This is a genomic window from Pantoea sp. B_9, assembly GCF_008632015.1.
Lineage (GTDB): Bacteria > Pseudomonadota > Gammaproteobacteria > Enterobacterales > Enterobacteriaceae > Pantoea > Pantoea dispersa.
This window is the reverse complement of record NZ_VWVL01000002.1, coordinates 470820-486950: the sequence shown is the minus strand read 5'-3', so window position 1 is coordinate 486950 and position 16131 is coordinate 470820. Positions and strand designations below refer to the sequence as shown.

The 16131-nt window shown below is 57.9% G+C and carries 14 protein-coding genes, 6 tRNA genes and 1 other RNA gene; 7 read left to right on the top strand and 14 right to left on the bottom strand.

What is annotated here, in order from left to right; genetic code table 11:
* Positions 1-12 precede the first annotated feature (12 nt).
* The 3 genes from zipA (at position 13) to F3I21_RS09115 (ending at position 3307) form a co-directional block, all read left to right on the top strand.
* Positions 13-996: a cell division protein ZipA gene (gene zipA, locus F3I21_RS09125; protein ID WP_150058730.1), complete on the top strand. Its 984-nt coding sequence runs from the start codon at positions 13-15 to the stop codon at positions 994-996.
* A 72-nt stretch (positions 997-1068) separates the two neighbouring features.
* On the top strand, positions 1069-3087 hold the full coding sequence (ligA, locus tag F3I21_RS09120; RefSeq protein WP_150058729.1) for an NAD-dependent DNA ligase LigA: 2019 nt from the start codon (positions 1069-1071) through the stop codon (positions 3085-3087).
* 1 nt (position 3088) lies between these two features.
* On the top strand, positions 3089-3307 hold the full coding sequence (locus F3I21_RS09115; RefSeq protein ID WP_021508087.1) for a DUF3820 family protein: 219 nt from the start codon (positions 3089-3091) through the stop codon (positions 3305-3307).
* A gap of 31 nt (positions 3308-3338) precedes the next feature.
* Here F3I21_RS09115 and F3I21_RS09110 read toward each other — a convergent pair whose 3' ends face one another.
* Positions 3339-4340 carry a bile acid:sodium symporter family protein gene (locus F3I21_RS09110; RefSeq protein WP_021508088.1) on the bottom strand — a complete coding sequence of 334 codons (1002 nt, stop codon included), beginning with the start codon at positions 4338-4340 and terminating at the stop codon, positions 3339-3341.
* 101 nt (positions 4341-4441) lie between these two features.
* Here F3I21_RS09110 and F3I21_RS09105 point away from each other — a divergent pair, with 101 nt between their 5' ends.
* The gene (locus tag F3I21_RS09105; protein WP_021508089.1) at positions 4442-5362 is read left to right on the top strand and encodes a LysR family transcriptional regulator; all 921 of its coding nucleotides are present in this window, start codon (positions 4442-4444) and stop codon (positions 5360-5362) included.
* Here F3I21_RS09105 and F3I21_RS09100 read toward each other — a convergent pair.
* The 6 genes from F3I21_RS09100 to F3I21_RS09075 all read right to left on the bottom strand — a co-directional run bounded on the left by F3I21_RS09100 (position 5359) and on the right by F3I21_RS09075 (position 6659).
* Positions 5359-5715 (bottom strand): FlxA-like family protein, encoded by a 357-nt coding sequence (locus tag F3I21_RS09100; RefSeq protein ID WP_150058728.1) that lies wholly within the window; start codon positions 5713-5715, stop codon positions 5359-5361. The genes F3I21_RS09105 and F3I21_RS09100 overlap by 4 nt on opposite strands.
* A gap of 372 nt (positions 5716-6087) precedes the next feature.
* Positions 6088-6225: non-coding RNA, RtT sRNA (locus tag F3I21_RS09095), on the bottom strand.
* Between the two features lie 44 nt (positions 6226-6269).
* Positions 6270-6345, bottom strand: a tRNA-Lys gene (locus F3I21_RS09090).
* Between the two features lie 4 nt (positions 6346-6349).
* Positions 6350-6425: transfer RNA gene (locus F3I21_RS09085), tRNA-Val, on the bottom strand.
* Positions 6426-6466: 41 nt separating this feature from the next.
* Positions 6467-6542, bottom strand: a tRNA-Val gene (locus F3I21_RS09080).
* A 41-nt stretch (positions 6543-6583) separates the two neighbouring features.
* Positions 6584-6659: transfer RNA gene (locus tag F3I21_RS09075), tRNA-Val, on the bottom strand.
* A gap of 273 nt (positions 6660-6932) precedes the next feature.
* Between F3I21_RS09075 and gltX the strand changes: the two genes are divergently transcribed.
* Entirely contained in the window at positions 6933-8354 is a 1422-nt protein-coding gene (gene gltX / locus F3I21_RS09070) for a glutamate--tRNA ligase (protein WP_150058727.1), read from the top strand.
* A gap of 83 nt (positions 8355-8437) precedes the next feature.
* Here gltX and F3I21_RS09065 read toward each other — a convergent pair whose 3' ends face one another.
* Positions 8438-8791 carry a YfeC-like transcriptional regulator gene (locus F3I21_RS09065; protein ID WP_058758359.1) on the bottom strand — a complete coding sequence of 118 codons (354 nt, stop codon included), beginning with the start codon at positions 8789-8791 and terminating at the stop codon, positions 8438-8440.
* 111 nt (positions 8792-8902) lie between these two features.
* Positions 8903-9691 carry a formate/nitrite transporter family protein gene (locus F3I21_RS09060; protein WP_021508241.1) on the bottom strand — a complete coding sequence of 263 codons (789 nt, stop codon included), beginning with the start codon at positions 9689-9691 and terminating at the stop codon, positions 8903-8905.
* Between the two features lie 361 nt (positions 9692-10052).
* Between F3I21_RS09060 and F3I21_RS09055 the strand changes: the two genes are divergently transcribed.
* Positions 10053-10128 (top strand) — tRNA-Ala (locus tag F3I21_RS09055).
* Positions 10129-10172: 44 nt separating this feature from the next.
* Positions 10173-10248 (top strand) — tRNA-Ala (locus F3I21_RS09050).
* Positions 10249-10372: 124 nt separating this feature from the next.
* Here F3I21_RS09050 and F3I21_RS09045 read toward each other — a convergent pair.
* The 5 genes from F3I21_RS09045 to F3I21_RS09025 all read right to left on the bottom strand — a co-directional run bounded on the left by F3I21_RS09045 (position 10373) and on the right by F3I21_RS09025 (position 16023).
* A complete protein-coding gene (locus F3I21_RS09045) occupies positions 10373-11989 on the bottom strand; it encodes a rhodanese homology domain-containing protein (RefSeq protein ID WP_150058726.1) in 1617 nt (538 codons plus the stop codon).
* The gene (locus tag F3I21_RS09040; protein WP_058776543.1) at positions 11982-12572 is read right to left on the bottom strand and encodes a cysteine dioxygenase; all 591 of its coding nucleotides are present in this window, start codon (positions 12570-12572) and stop codon (positions 11982-11984) included. The genes F3I21_RS09045 and F3I21_RS09040 overlap by 8 nt, the downstream gene beginning before the upstream one ends.
* Positions 12569-13552 (bottom strand): ABC transporter substrate-binding protein, encoded by a 984-nt coding sequence (locus F3I21_RS09035; protein ID WP_150058725.1) that lies wholly within the window; start codon positions 13550-13552, stop codon positions 12569-12571. The genes F3I21_RS09040 and F3I21_RS09035 overlap by 4 nt, the downstream gene beginning before the upstream one ends.
* Positions 13552-14640 carry an LLM class flavin-dependent oxidoreductase gene (locus F3I21_RS09030; protein ID WP_150058724.1) on the bottom strand — a complete coding sequence of 363 codons (1089 nt, stop codon included), beginning with the start codon at positions 14638-14640 and terminating at the stop codon, positions 13552-13554. The genes F3I21_RS09035 and F3I21_RS09030 overlap by 1 nt, the downstream gene beginning before the upstream one ends.
* Before the next feature lie 192 nt (positions 14641-14832).
* Positions 14833-16023, bottom strand: a complete 1191-nt coding sequence (locus F3I21_RS09025) for a NupC/NupG family nucleoside CNT transporter (protein ID WP_141496629.1) — start codon at positions 16021-16023, stop codon at positions 14833-14835.
* Positions 16024-16131 lie beyond the last annotated feature (108 nt).

The window sequence follows — 16131 nt, the reverse complement described above, 5'->3', positions numbered from 1 at the left end:
ACAGAGAATACAATGATGCAGGATTTGCGTCTGATATTAATCGTTGTTGGCGCGATCGCCATAATAGCGCTGCTTCTTCACGGACTGTGGACCAGCCGTAAAGAGCGCTCTTCCGTGTTTCGCGATCGCCCGCACAAACGTCTGAAACAGCGTGAAGAAGCGGATGACGATGATCTGCTGAACAGCGAAGACGATGGCGTCGGCGAAGTACGCGTGCGTCGTCAGCGTGATGCCGAAGACGAGCCGCAGTTCGATGCGCCGGTCACCAAACCCGCTGCTCCGCGTGCGCCGGAACCGGTGCGTCAGCCGTTCCCACGCCAGGAAACGCCGTTAAGCGGCGATCCGCTGCTGGATGATGAGCCGGTACGTCAGCCTGTACCTGCGCCACAACCGCAGGCGCCGGTGGCGCAGCCCGTGCCACAGCCACAACCGATTCAGGCCGATCCGCTGCTGGATAATGAACCGCTGTCCGCCACCCAGCCGGCACCGGAGTTTACCGCCGCCGAGCCGGAGGTTAAACAACCTGAACCTGCGCCTGTGCAGGAAGCTGCACCGCAACCGCAGCCCGCTGCGCCGGGCAGTAAAAAAGAAGCGGTGCTGGTGTTGCACGTTGCCGCGCATGCCGGTGGCGCACTGAACGGTGAAGCGCTGCTGCAGGGCATTCTGCAGGCCGGCTTCCAGTTTGGTGAAATGAACATTTTCCATCGCCATCTCAGCCCGGCCGGCAGCGGTCCGGTGCTGTTCAGCCTGGCAAACATGGTTAAACCGGGTTCGTTCAATCCGGATGAAATGGGCGATTTCACCACGCCGGGCGTCTCGATCTTTATGATGGTGCCGTCCTACGGTGACGCCAATCAGAACTTTAAGCTGATGCTGCAATCGGCACAGCGCATCGCCGATGATGTCGGTGGCGTGGTGCTGGATGATGAGCGTCGCATGATGACACCACAAAAGCTGGAAACCTATAAATCACGCATCCGCGAGGTTATTGGCTAAGCGCCGCCAGCAGTATCACCCTTTAACTAAATAACCCCCGCTTGCCGGGGGTTTTTTATCGGACGAGAGAATATGACATCGGTTCAGGAGCAGATCACCGCGCTGCGCACCACGTTACGCCACCACGAATACCTCTATCACGTGATGGATACGCCGGAAATCCCGGATGCAGAATATGACCGATTGATGCGCGAACTGCGTGAGCTGGAGAGCGCGCATCCCGATTTAATCACCCCGGATTCTCCCACCCAGCGCGTGGGCGCGGCACCGCTTGCCACCTTTGAACAGGTGCGCCACGAAGTGCCGATGCTGTCGCTCGATAACACCTTTGATGAAGCCGGATTTCTTGCCTTCAATAAGCGCGTGCAGGATCGCCTGAAAAGCACTGACGATCTCACCTATTGCTGCGAGCTGAAGCTGGATGGTCTGGCAGTAAGTTTACTGTATGAAAACGGCCTGCTGGTGCGTGCCGCCACGCGCGGCGATGGCACCACCGGCGAAAACATCACGGCGAACGTGCGCACCATTCACGCCATTCCGCTGCGCCTGCACGGCGACAATATTCCGGCGCGGGTAGAAGTGCGCGGCGAAGTGTTCATGACTGAAAGCGGCTTTGAGAAGTTGAATGAGGAAGCGCGACGCACCGGCGGCAAAGTGTTTGCCAACCCGCGTAATGCGGCGGCCGGCTCGCTGCGCCAGCTCGATCCGCGTATCACCGCGAAACGTCCGCTGACCTTCTTCTGCTACGGCTTTGGCCTGCTGGAGGGCGGCGAAATGCCTGCCAGCCACTGGCAGCGTCTGCAACAGTTTAAGGCCTGGGGATTACCGGTCAGCGAGCGGATTCGTCTGGTGCACACCGCGGATGAAGTGCTGGCGTTTTATCGCCAGGTTGAGCAGGACCGCCCGTCACTCGGCTTTGATATTGACGGCGTGGTGATCAAAGTCGATTCGCAGGCGCTGCAGGAGCAGCTGGGCTTTGTGGCGCGCGCACCGCGCTGGGCGGTGGCATTCAAGTTCCCGGCGCAGGAGCAGATGACGGTGGTGCGCGACGTCGAGTTTCAGGTTGGACGTACCGGCGCGATTACGCCGGTGGCGCGCCTCGAACCGGTGCAGGTCGCGGGCGTGATAGTCAGTAATGCGACGCTGCACAACGCCGATGAAATCGCCCGGCTGGGGCTGCGTATCGGTGACAAAGTGGTGATTCGTCGCGCGGGTGACGTGATTCCGCAGGTGGTCAACGTGGTGGAATCTGAGCGTCCGGCGGATGCGCGCGAGATTGTGTTTCCCAGCCACTGTCCGGTTTGCGGTTCTGACGTAGAGCGTGTGGAAGGCGAAGCCGTAACGCGCTGTACCGGCGGGCTGATTTGCGGCGCGCAGCGCAAAGAGGCGCTGAAGCACTTTGTCTCACGCCGTGCGATGGACGTGGACGGCATGGGCGATAAAATCATCGACCAGCTGGTGGAAAAAGAGTACGTCAAAACCCCGGCCGACCTGTTCCGTCTCACCGCCGGCAAGCTGACCGGACTGGACCGCATGGGGCCCAAATCGGCGCAAAACGTGGTGGACGCGCTGGAAAAAGCCAAATTCACCACGCTGCCGCGCTTCCTGTATGCGCTCGGCATCCGCGAAGTGGGCGAGGCGACGGCGGCCAACCTGGCGAACCACTTTGGCGAGCTGGAAAAGGTCATGAACGCCGATCTCGATGCGTTAATCGCGGTACAGGACGTCGGCAAAGTGGTGGCAGCGCACGTGCGCAACTTCATGGAAGAGGAGAGTAACCGTGAAGTGATCCGCCAGCTGACGGAGGAGGTGGGCGTGCACTGGCCGGCGGTGGTGGTGGTCAAAGCCGAAGAGATCGACAGCCCGTTCGCCGGAAAAACCGTGGTACTGACTGGCTCGCTGTCGCAGATGAACCGTGACGATGCCAAAGCGCGGCTGACGGCGCTGGGAGCCAAAGTCAGCGGCAGCGTATCGAAAAAAACCGATCTGCTGATCGCCGGTGAGGCCGCCGGTTCCAAGCTGGCAAAAGCGCAGGAGCTGGGGATTGCGGTGATCGATGAGGCCGAGATGATTCGGTTACTGGGCGCCTGAGATGGATAAGCAGCAGCTGGTTGAAATTGCCAATACCGCGATGCCGTTTGGCAAATACAAAGGACGGATGCTGATCGATGTGCCGGAAGAGTATCTGCTGTGGTTTGCGCGTAAAAATGAGTTTCCCGCCGGCAAACTGGGTGAGCTGATGCAGCTGACGCTGGCGATCAAAATCGAAGGCTTACAGGGCTTAGTTAAACCGCTCAAGCGCAGTGAATAAGTGACAGGCCCGCAATTGCGGGCCTGATGTTTTATGACTTCTGCGCTTCAATCTGCTGCTTCGCCAGCTTCTTCTCATTGCCGGCTTTATAGCGCTGGGCAATGAACGAGCACACCATTAGCTGGACCTGATGGAAGATCATCAGCGGCAGGACAATAATCCCCACTGCGCTGGCCGGGAACAGAATGTTGGCCATCGGCACGCCGTTTGCCAGGCTCTTTTTCGAGCCACAAAACAGCACCACAATCTCATCCGCACGGCTAAAGCCAAACAGCCGGGAAGCGCCAAGGTTGATCGCCAGTGCGACGAACAGAATCAGCAGGCTGCCAGCCAGAATCCACAGCAGGGTATCAACGCCGACGCGATGCCAGATGCCGTTAACCACCGCCTCACTGAACGCCGAATAGACCACCAGCAGAATCGAGGTTTGATCGGTTTTGCCAATCAGGCTGCGATGCTTCTCCACCCAGCCACCAATCCAGCGGCGTGCCAGGTGGCCCAGCACAAAGGGCACCAGCAACTGCAGCATGATTTTACCAATCTGCTCCAGACCATTGCCCGGTGCATCGCTGTGCACATTCATCACTAAGTTAACCAGCAGCGGCGAAATAAAGACGCCCAGCAGACTGGAGGCGGAGGCGGCACACACCGCCGCGGCAACGTTACCGCCCGCCATGGAGGTGAAAGCAATCGCGGACTGCACCGTCGCCGGCAGGATACACAGGTAGAGGAAACCGGTGTAAATCTCCGCGCCGACGTTGACCGGATGCCACCACACCAGCAGCAGGCCAAGGATCGGGAAAATCACGAAGGTACTGCACATAATCCACAGATGCAGCCGCCAGTGGCTGCTGCCGGCGATGATCTTCTCGCGCGACAGTTTGGCACCGTGCATGAAAAACAGCAGGGCGATGGCCGCAGTGGTCAGGTATTCGAAGAAATCGACAAACCCGCCTTTGGCCGGAAAGAAGCTGGCCAGCAGCACGGTGATGATGAGTTTGACCATCATCGGGTCAAGTCGTAAAAAGCCCATTGTTACAATCCGGTTAAATGTAATAAATGATGCTGCTGATTGTGCGTCAGACGCGTTTAGAAATAAAATTGATTTATTGCATTAATCTATGAGCGTAATCGATGAATTACACCTTACGACAGCTGCGCACCTTTGTGGCGGTGGCGCAGCACGGCAGTTTCAGCCAGGCAGGGCAGGCGATTGGGCTGAGCCAGTCGGCTGTCAGTCATAGCATTAAAGAGCTGGAAGCGGAGATGGGCGTACGGCTGCTGGATCGCACCACGCGCGAGGTGTTACTGAGCGAAGCCGGACAGCAACTGGCAACGCGGCTGGAACGACTGCTGGAGGAGCTCAATACCACGCTGCTCGATGTGCGCAGCTATGGCGAGCAGCGCAGCGGCACGGTGCGCGTGGCGGCCAGCCAGACGCCCTCGGCGCATCTGATGCCGCAATGTCTGGCCAGCAGCCAGCTGCGCTACCCCGACATTCGCGTGATTCTGCACGACCGCGTGCAGCAGTGGGTATTGCAGAGCGTGCGCAATGCGGAAGTCGATTTTGGCATCGTCATCGGTCCGCTGCAGGATGCGGATTTCGATAGCGAGGAGATTCTGCAGGAGCCGTTTTTACTGTTGTGCCATCAGGATGATGCGCTGGCGCAGGTGCCGCAGGCTCAGTGGTCAATGCTGGCTGGTCGCGCTATGGTGCTGCAGGATTACGCGTCGGGCAGCCGATTGCTGGTCGATGCCGCATTGCAGCGGCTGGCGCTGAACGTGCAGGTGGTGCAGGAGATTGGCCATCCGGCCACGCTTTATCCGATGGTGGAAGCGGGCATTGGCATCAGTATCTTACCGGCACTGGCGCTGCCGCTGCCGTCTGGTCGTAAGCTGACGGTACGCCGGCTCTATCCGGAGATCAATCGCAGCCTGATGCTGATTAAACGCAAAAACCGGTCACTCACCCCGGCAGCGGAGGCTATCTGGCAGGAAGTGCGTCAGCAGGCGGCGCTGCTGACGCAGGATCGCGCGCTTAATCCGGCGTTTTAAACATAAACGTCAAGTTGGTTGCTGTCGGTTGGGCGGTTGATGCCATCCGCTTTCACTGCAGTAACCTCCTGTTTCTCCTGCTTCTGCTCCGCTTTCTCCTTTTCCTGCTTCTGCAACTGCTGGATTTGCGCCTGCAGCAGCTGAATCTGCGCGTTAATCGTCTCCTGCTTATCCTTTCTTTGCTTCTCGGTCAGGCTTTTGTCCTTCGCGATGTCTTTCAGTTCATCGTTCAGGCTGGCGATTTGTTTGGTCAGGCTGGCGATTTTCGAGGCGCTATCGCTACTGCCGGATGTGCTTCCGGAGCTGGAAGTACTGCTGCTGCCAATATTGGTATTGGTCGAAATGGTGGTCATAACGTTCTCCTTGCAAATGTGCCCTTTCGTTATCGGAACGCAGCCGCTGCGGCTTGAGGGTGAGAGGTGTTAAATTTGCGAAAAGGTTTCGTCAGGAACGAGGGCGGAAGGGGATAGGGCGGGCACGGCCTCAGGCAGAGCGGGTTCTTCCTTCACAGCTGAAGCGGAAAAGCGCCCTGAGAATGTAAGCGCGGTCAGATATGGCAACCGCAAGTCGCACACTATTCGTAGCGGCGCGATTCATCGCGCAATAAATTGCGCCGCTACCAAACGTGCAACCGTGGTTGAATGCAGTTTCAGCTTCACTGTCAGCCTGGGGAGTGGGATGTGAAGAAACGAAAAAAGCGCCCTGAGGGCGCTTTTTCCTGAATTTGGTGGGTCGTGCAGGATATGCCTCGGCCCATCCGGGGGCCTCGCCCTGCGGGTGATGCTGGCGCATCAGCCTGAATCGCTCCCGGCGATTCAGTCGAACCTGCAGCAGGTTCTCATCCTGCACGTTCAGCATCGGCGTACAGAAACGAAAAAAGCGCCCTGAGAGCGCTTTTTCCTGAATTTGGTGGGTCGTGCAGGATTCGAACCTGCGACCAATTGATTAAAAGTCAACTGCTCTACCAACTGAGCTAACGACCCGAAGTGGTGGGTGATGACGGGCTCGAACCGCCGACCCCCTCCTTGTAAGGGAGATGCTCTACCAACTGAGCTAATCACCCACTTCGGTACTGCTTAACAAGAGTGTCATCTGACTAAGATATGGTGGGTGATGACGGGCTCGAACCGCCGACCCCCTCCTTGTAAGGGAGATGCTCTACCAACTGAGCTAATCACCCATATCTTATCTCTTATTCACTGCGGGCCATCTCATTAAGAGTGGTGGGTGATGACGGGCTCGAACCGCCGACCCCCTCCTTGTAAGGGAGATGCTCTACCAACTGAGCTAATCACCCCCGCTGTGTGGAGTCGCATTATAGGGATCCTTCGAAGTGAGTCAACGCTTTTTAAAACATAAATGTGCGTTCGCTTTAAATTTAGACATCATGCAGCGCTTTTAGCCAATGTGCTGGTTTTATTAGCAGAAAAACGCACTTCTGCCCGCGCCGCCAGCGTGACAGTGATTGAGGAATCAGCCTCACCTGCTAGAATATGCGCACTGTTTTTCCGCGTTAACCCGTTTTTTTGTCATCCAGACAACGAAACCTGCGCATTTAAGGCAATGCTGAATGAAAATCAAAACTCGCTTCGCACCCAGCCCGACGGGCTACCTGCACGTCGGTGGTGCGCGTACTGCGCTTTACTCATGGCTTTATGCTCGCCATAACCAGGGCGAATTCGTCCTGCGTATCGAAGATACCGACCTGGAGCGCTCCACGCCGGAAGCGATCGAAGCCATTATGGATGGGATGAACTGGCTGAATCTCGACTGGGATGAGGGCCCGTACTACCAGACCAAACGTTTCGACCGTTATAACGACGTTATCGACGAAATGCTGGAAGCCGGTACTGCTTATAAATGCTATTGCTCGAAAGAGCGTCTGGACGCGCTGCGTGAAGAGCAGATGGAAAAAGGCGAGAAGCCCCGTTATGACGGCCGCTGCCGCGACAGCCATGAACATCATGCTGCCGATGAGCCGTGCGTGGTGCGCTTCCGCAACCCGCAGGACGGTTCGGTAATTTTTGACGATCAGATTCGTGGTCCGATCGAATTCAGCAACCAGGAACTGGATGATCTGATCATCCGCCGTACCGACGGTTCACCGACCTACAACTTCTGTGTGGTGGTCGACGACTGGGATATGGGCATCACGCACGTTATTCGTGGTGAAGACCATATCAACAACACGCCGCGTCAGATCAACATCCTGAAAGCAATTGGTGCGGAAGTGCCATCTTACGCGCACGTATCCATGATCCTCGGCGATGACGGTAAAAAGCTGTCCAAGCGTCACGGCGCGGTGGGCGTCATGCAGTATCGCGACGACGGCTACCTGCCGGAAGCGCTGCTTAATTATCTGGTGCGCCTCGGCTGGTCACATGGCGATCAGGAAATTTTCAGCGTGGCGGAAATGACTGAACTGTTCACCCTTGATGCGGTGAGCAAATCGGCCAGCGCCTTCAACACCGAGAAACTGCAGTGGCTCAACCACCATTACATTAATACGCTGCCGCCGGAATATGTCGCGACCCAGCTGCAGTGGCACATCGAGCAGCAGAATATCGATACCCGCACCGGACCGGAGCTGGCGAAGCTGGTGACGCTGCTGGGTGAGCGCTGCAAAACGCTGGTCGAAATCGCCGCGTCCTGCCGCTACTTCTATGAAGAGTTTGACGCGTTTGATGCGGATGCAGCGAAAAAGCATCTGCGTCCGGTGGCGCGTCAGCCGCTGGAAGTGGTACGCGACAAGCTGGCAGCCATCAGCGACAGCGACTGGAGTGCGGAAAACGTGCATCACGCCATTCAGGCTGCTGCGGATCAACTTGAGCTCGGCATGGGCAAAGTTGGTATGCCGCTGCGCGTTGCCGTAACCGGTGCCGGCCAGTCGCCTGGACTCGACGTGACGGTGGAAGCCATCGGCCGCAGCCGCAGCGTGGCGCGTATCGAAAAAGCGCTGGCGTTTATCGCGGAGCGTGAAGCACAGGCCTGATTGAGCTGAACAGCGGCCTGTCAGGCTGCTGTGATGAGGCAGGCAACAAAAAAGCCGGAAGCATCTCACTGCTTCCGGCTTTTCTATTCTTCCTGGATTCCTAACCGCTGTAATACGCCCCTGATCCCTTCCCGCAATAACAGCGCCGCCAGTTGTTCCTGTTCGGTGGCCGTCATTTGCTGGACAGAATTTATTAATAACGCTGGTAACGTATTTTGCTGAGCGCCGTAATTCGCCGCCGGTTCGTTTGCATGGCGGGTGGACTGAATGAAGCTTTTGACACGCTCATCAATGTGGATTAATCGCGCCTTACCGCCCTGTACACCGGGCTTGGGCGTGGTCGTCCAGTTTTCACGCTTGATCCATTTATTCACCGTCTGCCGACTGTAGCCCGTTTCCAGCGCGAGCTCTTCGGGAGTGAGCCATTCCTTTTTCACGATGCTGTCCCTGTTAAATACATTAGCTCTACATATTACAACAAAACGTTACGGGGAAAAGTAATCAAGGCAGAAAATGCCTTTTGCTGTGCGACAAAAGGCAAAATCGGTTTACTGCGCTTCGCTGACCGCCGCCTGTGCCGGACGGAAGGCGAGGAAATAGGTGAGGCCGACAAAGATCGCACCGCCCACACCATTGCCTAAAAATACCGCAACCACGTTAGGTGCAAATTCTGCCCAGCTCATCTGACCGGCAAAAATTGCGGCAGGCACGATAAACATGTTGGCCACCACGTGCTGGAAACCGATTGCCACGAAGGCCATCACCGGGAACCACATGCCGAAGATTTTGCCGACCATATCTTTACTGGCGAAGGCCAGCCACACCGCCAGGCACACCAGCCAGTTGCAGCCGATGCCGGAGATGAACGCGTGCATAAAATCTGCGTTCACTTTGGCATGCGCGATCGCCACGGTTTTCTTCAGATAGTCGCCTTCGGTCATGCCGAGCAGATGGCCGAAGAACCATGCTACCGCAACGCTGCCAATAAAATTGGCGATGGTGACCCAAAACCAGTTACGCAGCACGCTGAAACCGCTAATGCGGCGCGCGAACCAGGCAATGGGCAGCGTCATCATGTTGCCGGTCAGCAGTTCGCCACCCGCCAGCACGGTCAGAATCAGTCCGACCGGGAATACCGCCGCACCGAGGAAGCCGGCAAACGAGCCCCATTCAGCAGGCAGCTGGTTAATAACGTGCAGATCGAGCAGGAAGCCGGTGGCGATAAACGCGCCAGCCATAAAGCCAAGAATTAATAAGGTGGAAACCGGCAGACGGCTTTTAGCCACGCCGGCCTGAATCGCCAGTTGCGCGATCTCTTTAGGTGTATGCAGCGACATAGTTCACTTTTCTTTTATTAAACAAGGAGGACGTGCTGGCCGGTTAGCGAGTGAATACCCTGGACGGCTAACCGGTTAATTAGCGCGCTAAGTTTTACACGCACCATTAACGAAAACAAGCCTGACGCTAACATCTTTAACCTAAAGTTAACCTCGGCGTGGTGCACCGTTGAGGCGGCGTTGAGATAACGGCTGAGGGTAGGAATGACGAGCACACGCTGCGCTGAAAAAAAAGCCACGGCGACACAGGGTTGCCGCCTTTTTCAGCGATCGCACGCAGAACGAGAATTTGCCGTTGACACTCAAACAGCGGTCTCATATTATGCCGTCCGTCGAGGTAACTCGGCGGTTTTTTCGGTACGGGGCTATAGCTCAGCTGGGAGAGCGCTTGCATGGCATGCAAGAGGTCAGCGGTTCGATCCCGCTTAGCTCCACCAAACCGCTCCCAACGGTTTGCACTGAAAAAACGAATTCCAGATGTGGGGGTATAGCTCAGCTGGGAGAGCGCTTGCATGGCATGCAAGAGGTCAGCGGTTCGATCCCGCTTATCTCCACCAATTCTCTGTTCGTTCAGAACAAACGTATTCACAACCCGATAATAATACTGCTGTTTGCGCAGTGTAACGTTGCATTCGCCAACTGGCTGCGCGCAATGGCGCTGACCTGCAGCGCCTTTCCGTGTTAAACCGTTACGGCCTGTGGCTGCAGCTGAAGCACGCGAAAACCGTGGGTACCGTCGCGATCCAGTTGCGCCACCAGACCATATTCCCAGTCGAGATAGGCCTGCATCACGTCCGGTTCAATATCGGTGCCTTCGTATGGGCGGCGATAACGATCGATGGGCGGCGAGAGCAGGCGCTGCTCGCCCTGTTCGGTGGGCAGACCGGCGGCACGCCAGGCTGCATTGCCTCCCGCCAGCACCCGCACTGGTTTGCCGGTCAGCGTGGCAATTTGCTCCACGGCATAGCTGGCCAGCAGACTGCTGCCGCAGGTCAGCACATAGCGGCCTGCATCGGGCAGTAATGCCTTGCCCTGCTGCTGCAGGGTGGAGCGCAGCAGCCAGGCCGCCCCGGGAATATGGCTGTTGCGGTAATTGGCGAGCGTGGTGAAATCCAGCACCTGCGTGTCGCCAGCCGCCAGCCACTTGACCAACTGCGCGGGGGAGATCGATTCCGGCGCAGCAACCGGCGCGACCTGCGGCTGCCAGCTACCGACAGCGCTGAAATCGCTGGCCTGCAACGCGTCAAGTACCGCCACCTGCCAGCCAAGCTGCGCCAGCCAGGAGCCGGTCATATTGGCGCGGACACCATCATCATCCACCAGCACGATACGCGCACCGCGCACGCTGGCGTAATGATCGGTCTCCTGTACCAGCTGGCCGCCCGCCACGTGGCGGCTGCCCGGCAGATGACCGGCGGCGTACTCTTCGGCATCACGCACGTCAAACAGGTAGGTGGTGCGTGCTTCCTGCTGCCAGCGCGTCAGCGTCGCCAGAGGAATGCGTGTCACGCCAGCACGATCGGCAATAGCGCGGGCCTGGCTCGCGGCCTGACGTTGCGCGGTTTCGCTGGCGTTGCCATAGCGGCGGCTCTGCCCATGCTCCAGCGCATGACCGGCCAGCGTCCAGCCAATGGTGCCGTTGCGCAGCGCGAATACCGGATTACGAATACCGGCATTGACCAGCGACTGCGTGCCAATAATGCTGCGCGTGCGTCCGGCGCAATTCACAATCACTGTGGTGCGCGGTGAGGGGGCTAAATCGCGCACGCGCAGCACCAGTTCGCCGCCGGGTACGCTGGTGGCGCCCGGAATGCTCATGGTGTGATATTCATCAAAGCGCCGCGCATCCAGCACCACCACGTCGGCATCATCGCTAATCAGTGCCTGTACCTCATCAGCGGAGAGCGAAGGCGTGCGGGCATGATGTTCCACCAGTTCACCAAACGCTTTGCTGGGTGAATTGACATCGATAAACAGCTCGCCGCCAGCCGCCTGCCAGCCGGCTAAATCATCGGCCAGTAGCGTGACCTGCTGATAACCCAGCGCGGCGAGACGCTCAGCGGCGGTCTGCGCCAGGCCTTCGCCGTTGTCATACAGCGTAATGGCAGTGTGACGTTGGGGAATGCGGTCCAGCAGCTCCAGCTCCAGCTTTGACAGCGGAATGTTGACGGCAAACAGCGGATGCCCGGTGGCAAACAGCGCCTCATCGCGCACGTCAATGATCGCCACTTCCTGTTGCTGACGCAGCGCTGTCAGCAGTTCCGCCGCCTGGCGAAACGGGAAAACCGGTTTAGTCATGTGAGAGGTCCCAAATGTTAGGTAGATAACGGTTGCTGTAGCCGGAAATAAAGCGCTTTTCGTGGCCGTCGGCGGTGTAGACCGCGCGCTCAACCGCGCCGATATTCGCGCCATACACGTGGATACTGACAGAGACGCGATCGTCATAGGCGTTGCTGACGCGATGGATATCACCGACCGTCGGCGACACCGCCTCCACGCTGCCGGGTTCAAGCCGCACCGGCGCACCTTCTGCCTGTAAACCGTGCGGGCCCGGCTGCCACGATTGTGAAATCTCGGCGCCGCGCAGCATGCCAATCAGTCCCCAGACGCGGTGATCGTGAATCGGCGTCTGCTGACCCGGCCCCCAGACAAAACTCACCACGGAAAAGCGCTGCTGCGCATCGGCATACAGCAGATATTGCTGATAGTGCTGCGGATGGGGCTGGGTAAACGCCTCATCCAGCCAGTCATCGTGGCGAATCAGTTCGGCCAGCCAGCCGCTGCCCTGCCGCAAAATGGTCGCTTCGTCCGGCTGGCTGTCGAGCAGGGTGGCCAGCCGGGCGACGAAGGTGCGCAGGCGATGGTGCTGATAATCACTCATGATTTGTCTCCCGGCGCGTGCTGGGCGATGCGGTTAGCGGCGGCGGACAGACTGAAGTCAAACGCCTGGCTGACATCGACCTGTTTTGGCAATACCTGATAACGATGGAAAAAGTCGGCGGATTTCTGCAGCGTGGCAATCAGGTGCGTATCAAACACCAGCGGGCGGATGCGCGCATCGTCAATCCAGCTGCGGGTAATGGCGGTGGGCATATTCAGGGTTTTGCTCAGCACGCCGGCGAATTCCTGCGGATGGTGTTGCGCCCAGATTTGCGCCTTCGCCAGTCGCGCCAGCAGGTCGGCAATCGCTTCCCGCTTGCCGGCGTCCTGCAACGCTTCATTACGGGCCAGCGCGTAGGAGTAACCAGACATAATGCCTTTACCGCCGCCGTCCGGCACGCGCACCGTGCCGTCGATGGCGGTCGAGGTGGCGATATAAGGCTCCCACGGCGCCCAGGCCGCGACCGCACCGGACGTCAGCGCCGCGCGGCCATCCACCGGTCCGAGGAAGCGCAGCGTGACATCCTGCGGCTTCAGGCCCGCGCGCTCCAGCAAGCCAAGCAGCAGATAGTGTCCCCAGCCGCCGCGGTTGACCGCGATCTGCTTACCTTTTAAATCCTGCAGCCGGTGAATGCCGGCGTCGGGGCGGGTCAGCAGGGCGATGCTGTCCGGGTTATTCTGCCAGGCACCCACGGCTTTCACCGGCGCGCCTGCCGCATAGACAAACAGAAACGGCAAATCGCCGGTAAAGCCAACGTCGAGCGCCCCGGCATTGAGCGCTTCCTGCACCGGCGCGCCGGAGTCAAAGGCGGTGAGCTTAAGATCGTAAGGCAGATTGTTCAGTTCGCCCGAGGCTTTCAGGGCGGCAAATCGATCGCCTTTAACATCGCCAAGGCGCAGCGTGACTTTATCGGCCGCCAGCAGCGGCTGGAGTGACGCGAGGGCCAGCGCAACACCGGCAAACAGAGCGACGAGACGCATCAGGCGCTCCTTTTTTCAGTTGCGCTGAGCGCAGCCACTTTTTCACGCGTCAGCGGCAGCAGTTCACGGCCGTATTCCACCGCGTCATTCAGCGGGTCAAATCCGCGGATCAGCACGCTATGAATGCCGAGGCGATAGTAATCCAGCAGCGCCTCAGAAACCTGATCCGGCGTGCCGACCAGCGCGGTGGAGTTGTAGCCGCCCTGCACCAGTTTTGCCACGCCGGTCCACAGCACTTTGTCGTGGCGTTCGCTCTCATGCGCCGCCGCCAGCAGACGCTGCGCACCGACACTCTGCGGCTTCGGCAAACCAAAGGTATAGCCGGTCTCCGCCAGCTGCTTCTCTGCGGTGGCGCGGATATGTTCGGCGCGCTCCCAGGCTTCTTTTTCGGTGTTACCCAGAATAGGCCGGAAAGAGATGTTAAACGCAATCTGGCGCCCCTGCGCGGCCGCCGCCGCACGCACATTACGTACCGTCTCGGCCGCGCCTTTTAACGGTTCGCCCCACAGCGCGAAGACATCGGCATGCCGCGCCGCCACGTCAATCGCCTCCGGTGACGATCCGCCGAAATAGATCGGCAGCTTATGTTGCAGCGGTTTGATGGCAGAGAAAGCCTGCTCAGCCTGGTAAAACCGGCCCTGATGATCGTAAGGCTGCGGCGATTCAAGGCTCTGTTTCAGCACGCTGAGAAATTCGTCGGTGCGCGCATAGCGTTCAGCCTTGCTGAGAAAATCACCGTCGCGGCGCTGTTCGCTGTCGCTGCCGCCGCTGATAATGTGCACGGCCAGGCGGCCGTCGGTGAGATGGTCGAGCGAAGCCAGCTTGCGGGCCGCCAGCGTGGGCGCGACAAACCCCGGACGGTGCGCCAGCAGGAATTTAATCTTCTGGGTATGCGCCGCTGCGTGAGCGGTGACCAGAAAGCCATCGGGTTGATCGGACCAGTAGCCGACAAGGATGCGGTCGAAACTGGCCGCTTCATGGGCGCGGGCAAAGCGGGCAATGTAATCTTTATCGAACAACGTGCCGGATGCGGGAATGATTTCTGAGGCAAGCCGGTGGCCAATCATGCCAAGGAACTGAATGCTCATGCGATTCTCCTGAGGTGAGGTCAGAAGGAAAAGCTACGGGCGCAGACGGCAACAACGGAAATTCGATATTGTGCAAAGGGTTTGCGGGAAACGGTGAAGCAGGGCGTGACGCGGCGGCAGGCAGACTGGCGCGGGATATAACGCTTAGGTATATAAAAGAAGAGAAGGGCGAGCCGCAGCCCGCCCTGTACATCAAAAGCCCAGCACCAGACCAGCGATAGCGGCGGAGAGCACGCTCACCAGCGTCGAGCCGTACAGCAGTTTCAGGCCGAAACGTGATACCACGTTACCCTGCTCTTCATGCAGACCTTTGATCGCGCCTGCGACAATGCCGATGGAAGAGAAGTTGGCGAAGGAGACCAGGAACACCGACAGAATGCCTTCCGCATGCGGCGACAGCTGACCGGCGATTTTCTGCAGGTCCATCATTGCAACGAACTCGTTAGAAACCAGCTTGGTCGCCATGATGCTGCCCACCTGCAGCGCTTCGCTGGATGGCACGCCCATTACCCAGGCAAACGGATAGAACACATAGCCCAGCACGCCCTGGAAGCTGATGCCGAAGATGGTATCAAACAGCGCGTTGAGGCCGGAGATCAGGGCGATAAAGCCAATCAGCATCGCCGCAACGATAATCGCCACCTTGAAACCGGCCAGAATGTATTCACCCAGCATCTCAAAGAAGCTCTGACCTTTATGCAGATCCTGCAGTTGCAGGTCTTCTTCGCTTTCCACGCGGTACGGGTTAATCAGCGACAGCACGATAAAGGTACTGAACATGTTGAGCACCAGCGCGGCCACCACGTACTTTGGCTGCAGCATCGTCATATAGGCGCCCACTATCGACATCGACACTGTTGACATCGCGGTGGCTGCCATGGTGTACATGCGGCGCTGTGACATTTTGCCGAGGATATCCTTATAGGCGATAAAGTTTTCTGACTGTCCCAGAATCAGAGAGCTGACGGCGTTAAAGGATTCCAGTTTGCCCATGCCGTTGATTTTCGACAGCACGGTACCGATAGCGCGAATCACCCACGGCAGGATGCGGAAATGCTGCAAAATACCGATCAGGGCCGAGATGAAGACGATAGGGCACAAAACATTGAGGAAGAAGAAGGCCAGCCCTTTCTCGTTCATGTTACCGAACACGAAATTCGTACCCTCTGCTGCATATTTGAGCAGATGATCAAACAGCCCGGCGAAACCTTTAACAAAGCCAAGGCCTGCTTCGGAGTTAAGGAAGAACCATGCCAGCAGCACTTCAATCACCAGCAGCTGAACGATATAGCGAATCCGGATACTCTTACGATCGTGACTGACGAGTAACGCCAGCACGGCTACCACCACCAATGCTAAAAGGAAGTGCAAAATATGGGACATATCGGCTCCAAATTTGAGGAGGGTTGTATTTTGCTGCGTATTCTATGTAACGCGTTACTTAAAAACGAGATCAAAACCACAATATAAGTATTCGGTATCGCTTTATTT